The sequence below is a fragment of the Virgibacillus sp. M23 genome (assembly GCF_034190895.1).
Lineage (GTDB): Bacteria > Bacillota > Bacilli > Bacillales > Amphibacillaceae > Virgibacillus > Virgibacillus salarius.
Genome location: NZ_JAWDHA010000039.1, coordinates 21,522 through 37,552, shown reverse-complemented (window position 1 = coordinate 37,552; position 16,031 = coordinate 21,522). Strand labels below are relative to the sequence as shown.

Annotated in this window: 15 protein-coding genes and 1 pseudogene; 7 read left to right on the top strand and 9 right to left on the bottom strand. The window is 36.3% G+C overall.

The features are described from left to right. Positions 1 to 506 precede the first annotated feature (506 nt). From pepF to spxA, 6 genes are all read right to left on the bottom strand, one after another. Positions 507 to 2,315 carry an oligoendopeptidase F gene (gene pepF, locus RVS70_RS14620; RefSeq protein ID WP_205601730.1) on the bottom strand — a complete coding sequence of 603 codons (1,809 nt, stop codon included), beginning with the start codon at positions 2,313 to 2,315 and terminating at the stop codon, positions 507 to 509. Positions 2,316 to 2,463: 148 nt separating this feature from the next. Then, entirely contained in the window at positions 2,464 to 3,651 is a 1,188-nt protein-coding gene (locus tag RVS70_RS14615) for a competence protein CoiA (protein WP_051388294.1), read from the bottom strand. 51 nt (positions 3,652 to 3,702) lie between these two features. After that, positions 3,703 to 3,900 carry a hypothetical protein gene (locus tag RVS70_RS14610; RefSeq protein ID WP_026680656.1) on the bottom strand — a complete coding sequence of 66 codons (198 nt, stop codon included), beginning with the start codon at positions 3,898 to 3,900 and terminating at the stop codon, positions 3,703 to 3,705. Positions 3,901 to 4,306: 406 nt separating this feature from the next. Beyond that, positions 4,307 to 4,522, bottom strand: a complete 216-nt coding sequence (locus RVS70_RS14605) for a hypothetical protein (RefSeq protein ID WP_121604416.1) — start codon at positions 4,520 to 4,522, stop codon at positions 4,307 to 4,309. Positions 4,523 to 4,835: 313 nt separating this feature from the next. After that, a complete protein-coding gene (gene mecA / locus RVS70_RS14600) occupies positions 4,836 to 5,516 on the bottom strand; it encodes an adaptor protein MecA (protein ID WP_026680655.1) in 681 nt (226 codons plus the stop codon). Between the two features lie 392 nt (positions 5,517 to 5,908). Further along, positions 5,909 to 6,304: a transcriptional regulator SpxA gene (spxA, locus tag RVS70_RS14595; RefSeq protein ID WP_021292282.1), complete on the bottom strand. Its 396-nt coding sequence runs from the start codon at positions 6,302 to 6,304 to the stop codon at positions 5,909 to 5,911. A 380-nt stretch (positions 6,305 to 6,684) separates the two neighbouring features. Here spxA and RVS70_RS14590 point away from each other — a divergent pair, with 380 nt between their 5' ends. Beyond that, complete coding sequence (locus RVS70_RS14590; protein ID WP_121604884.1) at positions 6,685 to 7,026, top strand: P-II family nitrogen regulator; 342 nt, start codon at positions 6,685 to 6,687, stop codon at positions 7,024 to 7,026. Positions 7,027 to 7,045: 19 nt separating this feature from the next. Next, positions 7,046 to 8,416 carry an ammonium transporter gene (locus RVS70_RS14585; RefSeq protein ID WP_026680653.1) on the top strand — a complete coding sequence of 457 codons (1,371 nt, stop codon included), beginning with the start codon at positions 7,046 to 7,048 and terminating at the stop codon, positions 8,414 to 8,416. Between the two features lie 141 nt (positions 8,417 to 8,557). Here RVS70_RS14585 and RVS70_RS14580 read toward each other — a convergent pair whose 3' ends face one another. Continuing rightward, complete coding sequence (locus RVS70_RS14580; protein WP_026680652.1) at positions 8,558 to 9,151, bottom strand: GNAT family N-acetyltransferase; 594 nt, start codon at positions 9,149 to 9,151, stop codon at positions 8,558 to 8,560. A gap of 243 nt (positions 9,152 to 9,394) precedes the next feature. Here RVS70_RS14580 and RVS70_RS14575 point away from each other — a divergent pair, with 243 nt between their 5' ends. Both RVS70_RS14575 and RVS70_RS14570 read left to right on the top strand, forming a co-directional pair. Continuing rightward, positions 9,395 to 10,039: a helix-turn-helix domain-containing protein gene (locus RVS70_RS14575; protein WP_321133813.1), complete on the top strand. Its 645-nt coding sequence runs from the start codon at positions 9,395 to 9,397 to the stop codon at positions 10,037 to 10,039. Next, positions 9,997 to 10,869 (top strand): annotated as a pseudogene (locus RVS70_RS14570) (IS3 family transposase); the annotation flags it as partial. The gene RVS70_RS14575 and the pseudogene RVS70_RS14570, both read left to right, overlap by 43 nt. A 97-nt stretch (positions 10,870 to 10,966) precedes the next feature. Here the strand turns inward: RVS70_RS14570 and RVS70_RS14565 are convergent. After that, positions 10,967 to 12,169 (bottom strand): putative glycoside hydrolase, encoded by a 1,203-nt coding sequence (locus tag RVS70_RS14565; RefSeq protein ID WP_026680651.1) that lies wholly within the window; start codon positions 12,167 to 12,169, stop codon positions 10,967 to 10,969. 212 nt (positions 12,170 to 12,381) lie between these two features. On the opposite strand from RVS70_RS14565, the gene panB reads away from it, so the two are divergent. The 3 genes from panB to panD are packed head-to-tail and all read left to right on the top strand — an operon-like array spanning position 12,382 to position 14,498. Beyond that, positions 12,382 to 13,212, top strand: coding sequence for a 3-methyl-2-oxobutanoate hydroxymethyltransferase (gene panB, locus RVS70_RS14560; protein ID WP_026680650.1), 831 nt, complete (start codon positions 12,382 to 12,384; stop codon positions 13,210 to 13,212). A 12-nt stretch (positions 13,213 to 13,224) separates the two neighbouring features. After that, a complete protein-coding gene (gene panC, locus RVS70_RS14555) occupies positions 13,225 to 14,097 on the top strand; it encodes a pantoate--beta-alanine ligase (RefSeq protein ID WP_121604882.1) in 873 nt (290 codons plus the stop codon). An 11-nt stretch (positions 14,098 to 14,108) separates the two neighbouring features. Next, the gene (gene panD / locus RVS70_RS14550) at positions 14,109 to 14,498 is read left to right on the top strand and encodes an aspartate 1-decarboxylase (RefSeq protein WP_026680648.1); all 390 of its coding nucleotides are present in this window, start codon (positions 14,109 to 14,111) and stop codon (positions 14,496 to 14,498) included. A 204-nt stretch (positions 14,499 to 14,702) separates the two neighbouring features. On the opposite strand, the gene RVS70_RS14545 is transcribed toward panD, so the two are convergent. Then, on the bottom strand, positions 14,703 to 15,641 hold the full coding sequence (locus RVS70_RS14545; protein ID WP_026680647.1) for a ketopantoate reductase family protein: 939 nt from the start codon (positions 15,639 to 15,641) through the stop codon (positions 14,703 to 14,705). Positions 15,642 to 16,031 lie beyond the last annotated feature (390 nt).

Here is a 16,031-nt window from a genome sequence, read left to right as displayed (position 1 = left end):
GAGTCAAAATGATATTGCTTAGCCATACGTAATCCCTCCAAATTATTCCATTTATAATGTCAGAATAACGAATAACTTTATGGTTTTTAAAATATCCTGCTTAACTTGACGGCTATGGGCCGTGCCCACGGAAAGCGAAGTAATTAGTCGGAGCATTGCCAATATACATCAAACATTTCAAAATAACTACTTCGCTTAACGCAGTCATTGCACTGATTTTATACTTTCTTAACTTATGAACAAAACGCAAGCGTCCGATTAGAAACATAGCGACTGGAGCGAATCAACAGAGATAAAGGAATCACGGGGTGCTTACGAGCCAATGATGACTTAGCATAGGCGATTCGTGAAGTCGCTTCGTTTCTGGGCGCTGGAACTGGACGCGGCTCAACACACCCCTATTTATCCACACGGGCTAATTTTATCATTTCCTTGACAATAAAATAACTGCCGAGAAAAATTTCTCGGCAGTGTAGGGAGACTCTGTTAGTCAACCCACTATTTCATTAGCTTAGCAGCTGCTCCATTTCATTTAGTTTCTCCTCAAATACATCTAGAGCATCTAAAATAGGCTGTTTATCGTTCATATCTACTCCTGCTTGCTTCAATACTTCAATTGGATAATCACTACTACCTGCTTTCAAGAAATTGATATAGCGTTTTACTGCATCTCCCTTACCATCTAGGATCTGACTTGCTAATGCGGTAGCTGCAGAGTATCCTGTAGCATATTGGTATACATAGTAGTTGTAATAAAAATGAGGAATTCGTGCCCATTCCATCCCGATTTCTTTATCGGAAATTACCCCATCGCCAAAGTATTTTTTATTTAGATTGTAGTATACCTCTGTTAATTTTTCTGCAGTTAGCGCTTCACCTTCTTGCTGTTTCACGTGAATAATATGCTCAAATTCCGCGAACATTGTTTGACGGAAGACAGTACCTCTAAATCCTTCTAGGAAATGGTTAAGCAAATATAGCTTTTGCTTCTCATCCTCTAAGTTATTCAATAGATAGTCATTTAACAATGCCTCGTTACAGGTAGATGCTACTTCTGCTACAAAAATAGAATAATTTCCATAACGGAAAGGCTGATTTTTTCTTGTATAATAACTATGCACGGAATGTCCAAGCTCATGAGCTAATGTGAACATATCATTAACATTGTTTTGCCAATTTAACAGTATATATGGGTTAGTACCGTATGCACCAGAAGAATATGCGCCACTACGTTTTCCTTTATTCTCTTCTACATCAATCCATCGATTCTCATAACCTTCTTTTATGATACTTAGATAGTCATCACCTAATGGAGAAAGCCCCTCTAAGACGTATTGCTTGGCTCTTTCAAAAGGAATCTCCATATCTACATCCTGAACAAGTGGCGTATAGAGATCATACATATGCAACTCATCCAGCTTTAACACTTTTTTACGTAATTCGGTATATCGATGAAGTAATGGGAGCTTTTCATCAACTGCTTCTATCAAATTATCATAGACCTTTTCCGGAATATGATTATCATCCAATGCTGCTTGTCTTGCAGAATTATAATTTCTAACCTTTGCAAAGAAGTTATCCTTCTTAATATTCCCGCTTAATGTAGAAGCGAACGTGTTTAGAAATTTCCCGTACGTATCATACATTGCTTCAAAGGCTGCTTTGCGGACAGAACGATCCTTGGACTCCAAAAAACGGATATATCGTCCATGTGTTAGATCTACTTCCTCTCCATTTTCATTTTTTATCGATGGAAATGTTAAATCTGCATTATTCAGCATACCGAATGTTTGCGAAGCAGCTGACATCGGTTCTGATGATTCAGCAAGTATTGCCTCTTCTCGCTCGCTTAAAATATGTGGCCGTTGACGGGTAATTTCATCCAACGTCTTTTTATAGGCCTTTAAACCTTGTTCTTCCTTTAAAAAACGATTTAGCTTCTCCTCATCGATTGCTAAAATTTCGGGAACTATAAAACTCATTGAACTAGAAGCTGAAGTCAATATACTCTCGGCCTGAGCATTTAACCGCTGATACATGCCATTTGTTGTATCTTGATCATATCGCATATGCGCATATGTATATAGCTTACCTAGTCGTTCTGATAGCTTATCCTGTAGCTGCAATAATTCTAGAAGTTTTGCAGGTGATTCTGCTAATTTTCCTTGGTATGCTTCAATTTGTGGAATGGCTTGCTGCAGACTTTTCCATTCCTGCTCCCACGCATCATTCGTTTCGAAGATATCTTCTAATTTCCACGTTGACTCTTCAGGTAATTCTTCTCGTTTAGGTAATTCCTTAGTTGATTTAGCCAATTCTATTCCTCCCTATTCGTCCTATAGTTATTCTTTCGTGATGTGTTTGCTAATTCCTTTTTAGCCAATAAACAAAACTCATTATCTTGTTTGTTAAGCATTTTAAAGTCTTCTTTTAAAATGCATACTTGCTATTTAGTATATCGTATTATTTATGAATCATGCTTTTATTTTGCTTCTGTAATTGATTAATGATTAGCTGATCTTCTTCTAGTGCTCGCTCTAAAGTTGAAGGAACGAAAACTGGTATGCGTTTTGTATAAATAAAGGGAGCATTCTGCTTTACAATTTTCAGTTGTTCAAGTAGAGACATATATTCTATAAGAGGATTTTTCGTCTTTAATAATAGTGGGGTTTGACTTATTGACCTAGTTTGCTTGTTCAATAAACGACCAATAAATCTAACATCCATTTTTGTACCAACTGATAGAGGAGCTATATGATCTAAGATAATTTTACTTTGCCAGAGCCATAGAGGCTTGTTCATACGAATCTGCGATGATATCGGTAAATAAATGAGGGACGGCAATGTTTCCACATGGTGTTGTTTTATATATAGCCATTTCAACCATAAAAATTCTTGCTTGGTTGTTCGAACTCGTGATTTGGTCCGAAAAAGCATCTTTTCCTTTAACCATAATGGATACAGTTCTTGTTTAGGGAAGGAAATTTCTTTAAATATATCCGTAAAAATGAGATGCTTGAGCTTTGTAATTACAAACTTACCTAATGCTTTAAAACTGGTAGTAAAATAAATGTTTTGGGCGGTAATAAAGTAACGTGTAATAGGACAGAAGAAAAAAACTTTCAAAGATTGGCTTGTGGGAAATTGATGTATAAAGGAGCTGGTAAATGGAGATAAACGAAATTTACTGGCTGTTTCACGCTTAAAATGCTTAGCACCAAGTATCCATATGGGAGTAATTCCTGCAGCCTGATAACCCTTATTTCTGGCCGTAATAATAGATATTGGAATTGTAGCACACTGATATTCCAAAGCTATCTTTTTCGTGTTAACCGTTAATAAAATATCAGGTCGCTGTTGAATTTCATTGAGGAATGGCTCCAATGTTACGTTTAGCTTTTGGGCTTTTAACCATTGATACAGTATTAATTTCCCGGACTCATGATACGCCCCTTCACCATCTTCACGAATTCGGCAGTGGCTTGATGAATAATGAGCGAAATGTGGGATTACCTCTGCACCTGCTTTCATGATTACTTGCTGCTTACATATTGGACAATAAAAGGTCTGTTTTCGCAATTGTTCAATTTCATGCCTTGTTTTAATAGAAAGTAGCACGATTTCTCCAGTTTGCGCTATTGCTTGCAGCATAAAAACACCTCCGTGAATAATAAGAATTCGACAGAAAGTGCTTAAATCCTTCTAATTATTCTTCTTTTTCTTTAAGCGAATGGTACTTAAAAATAAAGCGCTACCTAAAAAAATAAAAGAAAGAGACAGATACTGATCCCGCCACTCGAAAACTGCACCTAATCGTTGGATGAATAATAAAATTCCTGTAATCATGAATACAGCAGCAATGATGATATTTACTTTACCGTATAAGGGTAGATTCCTCATGCGCTCACCTCTCCTGTTATATTCTATCAAATTAAACAACGTTGTAGGAAGAAAATTAAATCCAAAATTAATCAATCGGACATTTACTGGCAGTCCACCCCACATTATCCATATCGGTTTCACTGATATGAACGAAAATATCAAGTCCCAGTTCATCATTCCGTAAAAGATACTATTTTTGGCAATACGAAGCTAGAGGCACCACTTTTTGTGCTTCCTCAGAAAAACTTTATACGGAGTGGCGGGTAAGTTAGCCTACTTAGGTTTAGCCAATTATTTTTCTTCTTGGAGTGGCGGGCTTACTGCCAGTTATATGTGGGACAAAAAAAGAACATAAAAAAAACTGAGCAAAATTCGCTCAGTCCTTATCACTAAATGCTCAGATCTACGCTTCCTCTAGTAGCTATTATGGAATAATAGCTACTGCTTGCTTGACCACCACTCCGGCTGCCCACTTCCCTTTCCGTGGGGTTTGTCCTTCAGCTAACTTTTTTAGCAAAACCCGCTCAAAAAAGTGGATCTTCAGGTCAAACATTTCCCACAGGAGTTGAAGTGGCCGGCCTTCGCTATTATCAGGCTCTACAACGCTAGCATGAAGTAACACAGCTACTTTTATACTCACGGATAGCGATTTTCACTTTACCCATTGTAAAAAAAGTCAACCTATTACTTATGACAAGAATTGGTGCACCTTCTCATAGCGGAGACGAATTACGTAGACTCCTGCGGGATTAGCGCGAGCCGAAAATCCACTTTGCAACGTGTTCTTCTTTGCAAAGTTAGTTGAGGCCGTGCCCGCGGAAAGCGAAATAATTAGTCCGAGCATTGCCAATATACATCTAACATTTCAAAATAACTACTTGGCTTAACGCAGTCATTGCACTGATTTTATACTTTCTTAACTTATAAAAAAAGCACTCCTTTTCAAGGAGTGTCTATACTTGTACAGGGAAATGGGATCGAACTTTATTAAACGTATCTTCTTCAAAGATTTTCTTCCCGTATTCCTCAAGTACATGTATGGTAATATCTGAATCATCTGCAAACTCAAAAACTTTACTAATAATATCTTCTTGCTGTTTTTCATCAAGCTCTTCCTCAGAAAACTCCATATATAGATAATACTTATTGTTATAATGGTAAAGTGTTTCCATCGTACCTTCCTGTAGGTCATCAAGATAATGGCTTAGCTGTATTACATCTTCAAAGTCGACAAAATCAGCAATGATCCATAGCTTATCATCATCTTCTTCATCTAATGGTTCTTCATGCTTACCAAATTTATCTTCTAACATATTTTCGATTTTTTTATCGACTGGAAAATCAACTGTATTACCATCTTCTGTCTGAAGCTCAATATTGTCTCCATTTTTAGAAATTTGAGCTTTAGTTACAATAATTTCCAATCCTTTTTCCAAAGCCTGTACCTGTATCCATAACGGACCGTCAACATTAAAGTCCTCTTTATAATTGACTTCATCCATCATTTGCCAAAAAAGCTGTTCACTTCTTTCACGATTATACCAGATTTCTTCTCTCTCAAATCCGCGATCCTCAATATCAATATATGAAATGTAAAATTTCACTGTATTCTCGTTAATTCTTTCAATTTCCATTTTCATTTCTCCCCCTTCTTTTTTAGGTAGGTGGAAGAACAGCTTCACCAAATAACTTAATATTGTAGATTTACCCTAATGCCTTGATTTCTAATCTTTACGATCAGCTCATGCTTCCAACATGTGAGTGATGCCAAACTTCCTACAAACAAAATGTTTGTAAATGAAATAAAAGGTTTTCTATACTTATTGTATGATAGTAGCAAACATATTGGAAACATATATGCCTATATAATTAGTAACATATTTTAACCTATATTTAAAGTTTTGTCATCCTCGTTTTTGTGACGAAACCGTAACAATTAACCTGTCTACTTTGCAGGATTACAAGATAGCGATAAAAAAACGCAGATCGTAATTAATGATCTGCGTTTTTTAATATGTTAAATTGGTTAATTAACCATTCGTTGCGCCTCACGTAACTGAAAAGTACGAACCGTTCTTGGTAAGAAGCGGCGAATCTCATCTTCATTATATCCAACTTGCAGACGCTTTTCATCCAAAATAATCGGTCTACGTAAAAGACCCGGATTTTGTTGAATTAAATTAAAAAGATCCTTCATTGGTAATTGATCAATATTGACATCCAATTTTTGAAAAACCTTTGATCGAGTTGAAATGATCTCATCAGTGCCATCTTCCGTCATACGTAAAATTTCCTTTATTTCATCCAGTGTTAGTGGTTCGGAAAATATATTACGCTCCGTGAACGGGATATCATGTTCTTCCAACCATGCTTTTGCTTTTCTGCAAGATGTACAACTTGGTGAGGTATAAAGTGTAACCATTAAAACTTCACTCCTCATTCTAAAATGGGTTTAGTCATTCCATAAACATTTAACACTTATCAAATTAAAATAAGTTTAAATAACCCTATATGTAAATTATACTACAATTGTCAAGCGAAAGGTAGAGGATATTCAAGAAAAAATTGAGCTTTTTTTAGATGTTTACGAAATGTAATTTAATCATTCACTTGTAAGTTACCCTTAATCATTTTTAATTAAACATCTTATTTGAAAAAATTTCTTAAAAACCAATTGCAAATGCTCGTTTCGTAATTTTCTAAATAATTATATAAAATTACTTGATTTTAATTAGTATACCTATTATGATAATTTACATAACTTATAATGTAAGGTTTTCTTACACGAAAGGAGTGAGTGCATTGAAAAAAATTGAGGCAATTATCCGTCCAGAAAAGTTTCAATTACTTCGTAAAGCATTATCTGCAGCAGGTATTGGAGGCTTAACAGTTACAGAGGCTGCTGGAACAGGTAAGCAGAAAGGACAAAAGGGAGTATTCCGAGGTACAACCTTTCAACTACAACTACTAGCTAAAATTAAAGTGGAGACGGTTGTAGAAGAACAACGATTAGATGAAATACTTACTATTATTATCAAAAATTGTAGCACTGGTAATATTGGAGACGGAAAGATCTTTGTTTCGCCTGTTGAAGAAACGATCCGGATTAGAACAGGAGAAAGAGGGAAAGAAGCTGTTATGTAATTTAAAAGGAGGATGAAGCATGTTTAGAAAAAGTTTATTCTTGTTTTTCGTTATTTCCCTCATTGCATCTCCTGTATATGCTGCACCAACTACTACCTCTCTTGAGTTATCCATTAACTTGGTTTGGATTATGCTTGGTGCGTTCCTAGTATTCTTTATGCATGCAGGGTTTGCGATGGTGGAGTCAGGTTTTACTAGAGCAAAAAATTCCCTCAATATTCTTATGAAAAACTTCTTGACAATTAGCATTTCGACCATTCTCTTTTTTATTGTCGGCTTTGGTATTATGTTTGGTACTTCTGGAGGTTCATTCATAGGCACAGATAGTTTCTTATTACATGACGTTGAAGACGTTGGCTTCTTCGTATTTCAAGCAATGTTCATAGCTACCTGTGCCACGATTATTTCTGGTGCTGTTGCTGAACGAATGAAACTAAGCAGTTATGTTCTCATCGTGATAGCGATGACTGCATTTGTCTATCCTGTTGTCGGTCACTGGGTTTGGCAAGGTGATGGCTGGCTTACCGATTTAGGATTCAGTGATTTTGCAGGATCGACAGTAGTACATGTAACCGGCGCAGTAGGTGCTCTCACCGCTGTATTGCACTTAGGCCCACGTATTGGAAAATACTCAGGGAAAAGAGTAAATGTTATTCAAGGACATAACATTCCTATCGGCGCACTCGGTGTCTTTATCCTTTGGCTTGGTTGGTTTGGTTTTAATGGAGGTAGTACACTTACTGCCGACCCTTCGCTTGTACCTATGGTTATAGGCACTACGTTGCTATCAACTTCGGCAGCACTTGTATCGACTGCCGTATATACAAAATTACGCTTTAAGCGTATCGATGCCTCATTGTCCCTAAACGGTGTACTAGGTGGTTTAGTCGGCATTACCGCTGGATGTGCAGAGATTTCACTTGGTGGATCAATAATAGTTGGCCTTATTTCTGGCATCATACTTGTAGAAGGGATTCACTGGTTAGATGCCAAACTACGTATTGATGATCCCGTTGGCGCTATTACTGTACATGGTCTTTGTGGAATTTGGGGTACATTAGCTATCGGTTTATTTTCAACGTCGACTGGTTTGTTCTATGGTTATGGAACAACGCAATTTTGGATTCAAACGATAGGAGTTATAGCAGTTATCGCATGGACAATGATAACATTAGGAGCATTCTTATTCATTGTGAAACAATTCTCATCTATCCGAGTTTCTGAGGAAGAAGAATTAGCCGGATTAGACTTCACGGAACATGGATCAAATGCATATGAATTAAAGGAATCGCTTATTTCTGAAAATGACGAATCGATTGGTTATAACTTAGGTCTAGCTGATCGTTTAAATAATCTATCTATGGGGAATGCGAAACATAAATCAACTTAGTTCAAATGATACAGAAATAAACACTCTCACTCATTAATCTATAAAATAAAAACCTGTGTTTCGTATTAATTCGGACGGACTATATTTTAGCCTAAGTAAAAAACTCCCTGCTTATTGTTGAATAAGCAGGGAGTTTTTTACTTAGGCTTTCTCTGTTGTTTTTAAATTCTCCATAATATTTCCAGAAGAACGATTTTCATCATACGTCAACACTTCATCCACAGGCTGATAAGACTGACCGTAAATTTCTTCATCTTTATACGTATGAATATCTTCATACATTTTTTTCATCTGTTCATAAATAAAGTCTTCGGAATCATCATTAGGTGACCAATAAAGTATTTCCATAGGGGTAGCTTCATTAGTGGCTAATGAACGGCGACTATAGCCGATAGATTGGGCATGGGTAAACCCTTCCCTGTGGTAAAAATGGAGTCTTTTTTCTGTATCTGAATCTTCATAATCTACAGGTTCTACTTCCAGAATAATTGGTTTATTCTTGGCCTTTAATTTTTCGATTAAGGAATGACCAATCCCTTGTCCTCTTGTTTTTGCGGATACCCATAGATAATCGATGAATAAAAACGTATCGAATTCAGCGTACATTAAAACATGCTGATTACTTTCGTCTTTATAATAGACATCTCCTTTTTCCTCTAAGAGCATTTCCATGTGTTCTCTTGATTTCATCTCTTCTACAGGAAAATACTTGTTCAACTTTTCATACCAGTTCATTGATCTACTCCTTATTTTTTAGTAGTCGTATTAAGTATAACGAAAATGTAATGATTTGTTAAATCGTTTCATAATTTTGTGTTATTATAGCTTGCCCATTCTACACTAAATCATGTAAAAAACAGAGGCTGGGACAAAACACAACTTCTTTACTCAAAATACGAATAATCATGTTATCAATAGGAGGATCTTCGGACGCGTGCTGTTCCCGCCGGAGTCTCGCTTGTTTCAGGTGCTAAATGAATGATTCTGATCAAAAAAAGAACGATAAGGTACCGACCCCCTGAAGTTAGAGTAAAAAATCTAATTTCAGGGGGTGTTTTTGTGGCTAAATATAGTGAAGAATTTAAAGGGAAGGTTGTCACCGAGTATATAGATGGAAATCTTTCATATCGTTCCTTAGCCAAAAAATATCATATGAGTAGCTCTACACCACTATATGAATGGGTGAAAAACTATGAGCGTCACGGTATGGCGGGACTAAAACGAAGAAATACAAAGAAGGAGTATTCTGTTCAATTTAAATTAGATGCGATACAATTTATGTTAGAGACAGGTGCTTCTTATACAGAAACTGCTGTTCAATTTAAGTTGAGCACTTCGTCCATTGTTAAACTCTGGATGAAAAAATTTCGCAAACAAGGTAAGGAAGGCCTGGAATTAAAACAAAAGGGGCGTCCTTCTATGTCTAAAAAACCCATGAAACAGAAGAAGCAGAAAGCAAAAAAGAGAACACGTGAAGAAGTGTTAGAACGTGAGAATGAGCTACTAAGGCTAGAGAATGCCTACTTAAAAAAGCTAAAAGCTTTTCGGGAGAATCCGAATGCCTTCTACGAAAAGCACAGGCAAAGGTGGCATTCGAACTCAAAGAAGAAGGATTCCGATTAAAAGATATTTTTCCTATTGTGGGTATTCCTGAAGCAACCTATCACTATCATGTGAAAAATTTTAGAAGAGAAGATTCGGACACAGTATTAAAAGAAATCATTACAGATTTATTTGAAAAGTTCCATGAACGTTATGGCTATAAACGTATTACAGGAGAACTAAAGAAATTAGGATATGTTATCAACCATAAAAAAGTGTATCACATTATGCGAGAATTGGGATTAAAATGTGTGAAATTTATGCGGAAATCCCGTAAATACAATTCCTATAAGGGGAACGTTGGAAAAGTGGCGAAAAACCGATTGTCTCGCCGTTTTAACACATCTATTCCACTTCAAAAGTTAGTAACAGACATAACGGAATTCAAATGTCTAGGCGAAGAGAAGTTATATTTAAATCCGATTCTTGACCTTTATAACGGAGAAATTATTACGTATGACATCAAAAAACGCCCAACATTAAACCTTGTCATGACCCCTTTAAAAGAATTAATAGAGATACTGAAGAGTCGGGCAATCTACCGCACTACGATCCACTCCGATCAAGGCTGGCATTACCAACACAATCAGTGGGTGCGGACACTAAAAGAAAATAAAATATTCCAAAGCATGTCGCGCAAAGCCACCTGTGCAGACAATGCACCAATGGAGAATTTCTTTGGCATTTTAAAACAAGAAATGTATTATGGTGAAAAATTAGTACGCTATGAAGAATTAAAAAGTCGGATTGAAGAATATATCTACTGGTATAATCATGAACGAATAAAGGAAAAATTGGCTGGGCTGAGTCCAGTTGAGTACCGAACGCAATCCAGCCAATCAGCTGCATAGTATAAACTCTAACTTTTGGGGGTAACCACCTAATTATTTTATCGTTCTTTTTTTATTGTTTCTTCATTCTTTTGTCTCAGCTTCTGTTTCACTTTTGTTATTTACCTAATTTATAATCTACGTTTTCTGTATAGGAATTACCAGCATTCCACAGCAGAAACTCATTGATACCATTTTCATACAATGCTTTGATTTGTGCCTCTACTTCTGCTTTTCCATATTGCTTTGTAGCACCACTATATAACCAAGGAGCCTCAAAATCCTGTATCCACGGTCTAGAAATAGGAGCATCGTCTAATTTCCCTAAAACTTTATTTTCCACTTTCGCATACTCATTTACTAATTTATACGGCTCTGTATCAGGCTTTTCTATTCCAAAATAAGAAGACCAGTGACTAGGATAGATCATGGAAGAAATTATATCCACATTCTCCGCGATTTTCGAGAAGTTTTGTCCAATTCCCGGCGTTTCCTCAATAGTTGCTGCATAACCAAATATGTCTACAGATACATCCACATCGTAATTATTGAGCTCTTCTTTTGCATAGTGAACAAAATCCGTTACTGCCTTTACACGTTTTTTAATATTATTCATGTCAAGATCTTCATAATCTCCTAATGAATACTCCAGTTCTTTATCTCGATGTTCAAAACCTTCTGGAAAACGAACATAATCAAATTGGATTTCTTGGAAGCCCATTGATGCTGCCATTTTTCCAATTTCTACATTGTACTCCCATACTTCTTTTTGGAAAGGACTAACAAATGCCTCACCTTTACCATTGACCCATACTTTACCATTTTTAGTAAAAGATAAATCTGGGCGTTTTTTTGCTAATACGGAATCTTTAAATACAACAACTCTAGCAATCGGATAAATCCCTTTTTCTTCAAGAACCTTCATCATTTTTTTGGGATTATCAATGTAATCCTTCGCAATTTCCTCATATGGAGATCCTTTTTCCGGGGTAAAAGTTAAATTTCCATTATCCTCTTTCACATCAATAACCATTGTATTTAAATCCGTACGATCCACTAGCTCCACAAGGGAATCGAAACGACTGCCTCCAGCTGAATTTCCAGTAACATATATCCCACGTACCGCGTCGGGATATTCAAAATCATAGCCTGAAGTATGTACAAATCGCTTCAATGTTTTATTCGCTTTTAATGGTTTAATATTAATTTGCCTCTCCTGATGAGCAGTCACTTTTTGTGCTTCCTCTCCACTCACAATTACTGGAATACTTAGCAATATAATCCCAAGAAAAGCGATGATGATGTTTTTATTTTTCTTCATAAGCTATCAATCCCCAACTATGTAATATGAATCTAGTATAAAGGAAAATTTGTCAATTTTGAACGAAAAAAACTAGATTCTGCAGAAAAAATTCCACTTGATTTATTCTTTTCCCTGTTTATTGTATAATTAACTTCATTGCAATTGAAAGTCAAATTCTACATATGAATATACATACATACTAAACTTGTCTGAAAAGGGGGAAATATTTAATGCTAAGTGTACTAGATTTCAAAAAAATGAAAGCGAATCAAGACAAAATTACAATGGTCACTTCCTATGATTACCCATCGGCAAAACAGGCAGAACAGGCTGGTATTGATACCATACTCGTCGGTGATTCGTTAGGTATGGTTGTACTAGGTTATTCATCAACTGTTGAGGTGAAGGTCAATGATATGATCCACCATGCTAAAGCAGTCAAGCGCGGTGCACCGAATACATTTACTGTTGTTGACATGCCATTTATGTCGTATCATATATCTTTAGAAGATTCGCTACGTAATGCCACAAAGCTTTTTCAAGAAACTAATGCGCAAAGCCTTAAAATTGAGGGTGCTTCTCTAGAAATACTTCATTTCATGGAACGATTAACAGAATCTGGTATACCAGTCATCGCCCATTTAGGCTTAACTCCCCAATCCGTAAATGTGTTAGGCGGATTTAAAGTACAAGGTAAGGATAAAGCTGCTGCCAAACAGCTGCTGGAAGATGCAAAACAAGTAGCTGAACACGGTGCAGTTGCTCTTGTTTTAGAATGCGTTCCAAGGGAGCTAGCAGAAATAATAACAGCTACAGTAGATATTCCAACCATCGGCATAGGTGCAGGTCCAGAATGTGATGGTCAAGTTCTTGTTTACCATGATATTATGAAATATGGTATTGAGCGTCTGCCAAAATTTGTGAAGCCCTATACTGACTTTAATACAGAAGGAATAAATGCACTGAAATCTTACATTTCAGAAGTAAAACAGGTATCCTTCCCGGCTGATGAACAATCCTTCCATATTAAAGATAAAGATTATTTGCCTATTAGTGAGTAAGGAGATATTTATATGCAAGTCATACGTTCCGTAAATACAATGAGTGAGATTATTCAAAAATACCATTTACAACATAAACAAATTGGATTCGTTGCTACAATGGGTTTTTTACACGAAGGACATTTACAACTCATGAAGGAAGCAAAAAAGGAGAACGCAATTGTTGTAGCTAGTATATTTGTCAATCCGCTACAGTTTGGCCCAAATGAAGATTTTGAAAAATACCCTAGAGATGAACAATCTGATACATTACTTGCTGAAAAAACTGGTGTTGATGTCTTATTTATACCAACTGTAAAAGAAATGTATCCACATGCGATGCTCATTCATATGAGTATCAGGGAGAGAGTAAATGTATTATGCGGCCATTCTCGCCCTGGACATTTCGATGGCGTATTAACCGTGTTAACAAAGCTGTTCCACATTATTCGTCCAACTAAGGTTTATTTTGGATTGAAGGATGCACAGCAAGTTGCTGTAGTTGATGCATTAATTCAAGACTTAAATTTTCCAATGGAGTTAATTGGATTACCTACGGTTCGAGAAAAAGACGGCTTAGCTAAGAGCAGTCGTAATGTAAATTTAAAAGAACATGAGAGAAGAGAAGCTGTATGGATATATAAAGGGTTACTAGCTGGTCAACAGCTTCTTCTTAAAGGTGAAGGAAATCCAGCCCTTATTATAAAAGAAGTAACTCAAACAGTGGAAAAACATATTTCAGGAAAGATTGACTATATTAAATTATTAAGTTATCCCGCATTAAAACCTGTTTCCACCATTAATCAGCAGGTAATTCTTGCAGCGGCAGTTTACTTTGATGAAGCTAGATTAATCGATAATTTAATTTTACATCCGAATGGAAAAATTATTAACCGCTATAACTAGGAGGAAATCGTATGTTTCGTACTATGATGAAAAGTAAAATTCATAGAGCCCGGGTAACAGAGGCAAATTTAAATTATGTTGGCAGTGTGACTATTGATCAAGATATTTTGGATAAAGTAAATATCCTTCCACATGAAAAGGTACAAATTGTCAATAATAATAACGGGGCACGACTTGAAACATATGTTATACCTGGTGAAAGAGGATCAAGAGTTGTCTGTCTAAACGGAGCAGCAGCTAGACTCGTACAGAAGGAAGATGTTGTTATTATTGTTTCCTATGCACTAATCTCAAACGAAGAACTGGCTGCACATCGCCCGCTTGTGGCTATTATGAATGAAAATAATGAAATTAGAGAAATCCTTGAACAGGAGCCTCCATTAACAACAATAGAATCATAGACATATTGGTGATTGGGACAAAAGTGTTTTAGCCAGATAATAAACAGCTGGTGAGCCTTCTCGTGCTGATGCACTTGTAAGACTCACCAATAATTTCCCCCAGAGATCTACGTAAATGTCCGGAGATAGTATAGTATGTTGTTCGTCTTTAGAAACCATTTAGTTATGCCCTGCCCGCTTTATCTTTCGACTAAAATAAGGTTCTTATAAGCGTTGTTCATAGCTGTTTTCAATCATATAAACTAGTTTCAGAATCATTTCATTGTATGGAGTAGCCATGTTGTGTTTCTTTCCCTCCTTAACAATTGCTCCATTAATTACTTCAACTTCCGTTTTTCTTTTGTTTAGAACATCTGTTAACATAGATGATGTATTTTTGCCGATCTCTTCTATTCCTAAACGGATACATTCATTTATTGGATCATCATACAATAACAGAATCCCTTTTCGTTCTGCAATTTGCACAGCCTCAGTTACCAGCTTTGCAACTAGTTCCTTCCCCTCATCTGTCCGTATTGCCTCCCCATTTGTTAATCGTGTAACGGCTGTTAATCCATTATAGGCTACATTAACGATTAATTTACTCCAAATGACAGATTGAACATTCTCAGATACATGTGTCTTGATTCCCCCTGCAGAGAAGAGAGAGGCAATTTGTTCAAGTAATTGCTTGTGCTTTTCTGGTACGGTAGATCCGATAAATGTACTCCCCCAAGCACGTTGCTCCACTACACCAGGTTTTACTATTCCAGCACCGGTACTAGTTCCACCTACAACTACGTTACGTGACGGACTTAGCTTTTGTATCTTTTCCATATTTCCAACACCATTTTGCAACGTGAGAATTGGTGTAGTACGTGAAAGGAATGGTAAAACGTTTGATAATACAGATTCTGTAGCAAATGCTTTAACAAATAAAAGGATAAGGTCATAATCATTGTTTAAATCAGCAGCATTTGTTTTTACCATAAGATCAATTGTAGCAAGATTTCCGTCTTGTTCGACAATCTGTAACCCAGTCTTTTGTATTGCCTTTATATGGCTATTTGGCCTATTTAATAATGTGATATCTACACCATGTTGCTTTAACTTGCCTGCAAATAAACTTCCCATCGCCCCTGAACCTACGATTAGTACTTTCATAATTGAACCCCTTTCCATGCGTTTCTTTCATTTCTCGGCATCTTAGAGTAATTGCACTTTTATGCTGAGGATACACGAATGCTAAAACACTAAAAAATATATATAATATCACGCTTAGTTTGCTAGTAAAGCAGAGCTAGTGTAACTTGATTTTACCATGTCTTATCATATATAATAATGTAAATTAATAAGTTAAAGCGATGATAAAGATATAGTACAATGTCCCGCTAGCAAAAATTATGGGGTTTTTCGTTTGTTTCATTGGAGCATTATCCTAAAACACCATGTAACAGAGAGCTTGTGGTTGGTGGAAACAAGCGCTATGGATGATTGGAAATGGGCTTTAGAGCTTATATGTTGAAAGTGATCTTACATTAATAATGTAAGATA

Excerpts from the sequence above, each read along its gene's own strand:
- RVS70_RS14575 (WP_321133813.1), top strand. The coding sequence starts at position 9,395 with ATGATTCTGATCAAAAAAAGAACGATAAGGTACCGACCCCCTGAAGTT.
- panC (WP_121604882.1), top strand. The coding sequence starts at position 13,225 with ATGCAAGTCATACGTTCCGTAAATACAATGAGTGAGATTATTCAAAAA.
- panD (WP_026680648.1), top strand. The coding sequence starts at position 14,109 with ATGTTTCGTACTATGATGAAAAGTAAAATTCATAGAGCCCGGGTAACA.
- RVS70_RS14565 (WP_026680651.1), bottom strand. The coding sequence starts at position 12,169 with ATGAAGAAAAATAAAAACATCATCATCGCTTTTCTTGGGATTATATTG.
- RVS70_RS14585 (WP_026680653.1), top strand. The coding sequence starts at position 7,046 with ATGTTTAGAAAAAGTTTATTCTTGTTTTTCGTTATTTCCCTCATTGCA.
- panB (WP_026680650.1), top strand. The coding sequence starts at position 12,382 with ATGCTAAGTGTACTAGATTTCAAAAAAATGAAAGCGAATCAAGACAAA.
- mecA (WP_026680655.1), bottom strand. The coding sequence starts at position 5,516 with ATGGAAATTGAAAGAATTAACGAGAATACAGTGAAATTTTACATTTCA.
- RVS70_RS14615 (WP_051388294.1), bottom strand. The coding sequence starts at position 3,651 with ATGCTGCAAGCAATAGCGCAAACTGGAGAAATCGTGCTACTTTCTATT.
- RVS70_RS14610 (WP_026680656.1), bottom strand. The coding sequence starts at position 3,900 with ATGAGGAATCTACCCTTATACGGTAAAGTAAATATCATCATTGCTGCT.
- RVS70_RS14580 (WP_026680652.1), bottom strand. The coding sequence starts at position 9,151 with ATGAACTGGTATGAAAAGTTGAACAAGTATTTTCCTGTAGAAGAGATG.
- RVS70_RS14545 (WP_026680647.1), bottom strand. The coding sequence starts at position 15,641 with ATGAAAGTACTAATCGTAGGTTCAGGGGCGATGGGAAGTTTATTTGCA.
- spxA (WP_021292282.1), bottom strand. The coding sequence starts at position 6,304 with ATGGTTACACTTTATACCTCACCAAGTTGTACATCTTGCAGAAAAGCA.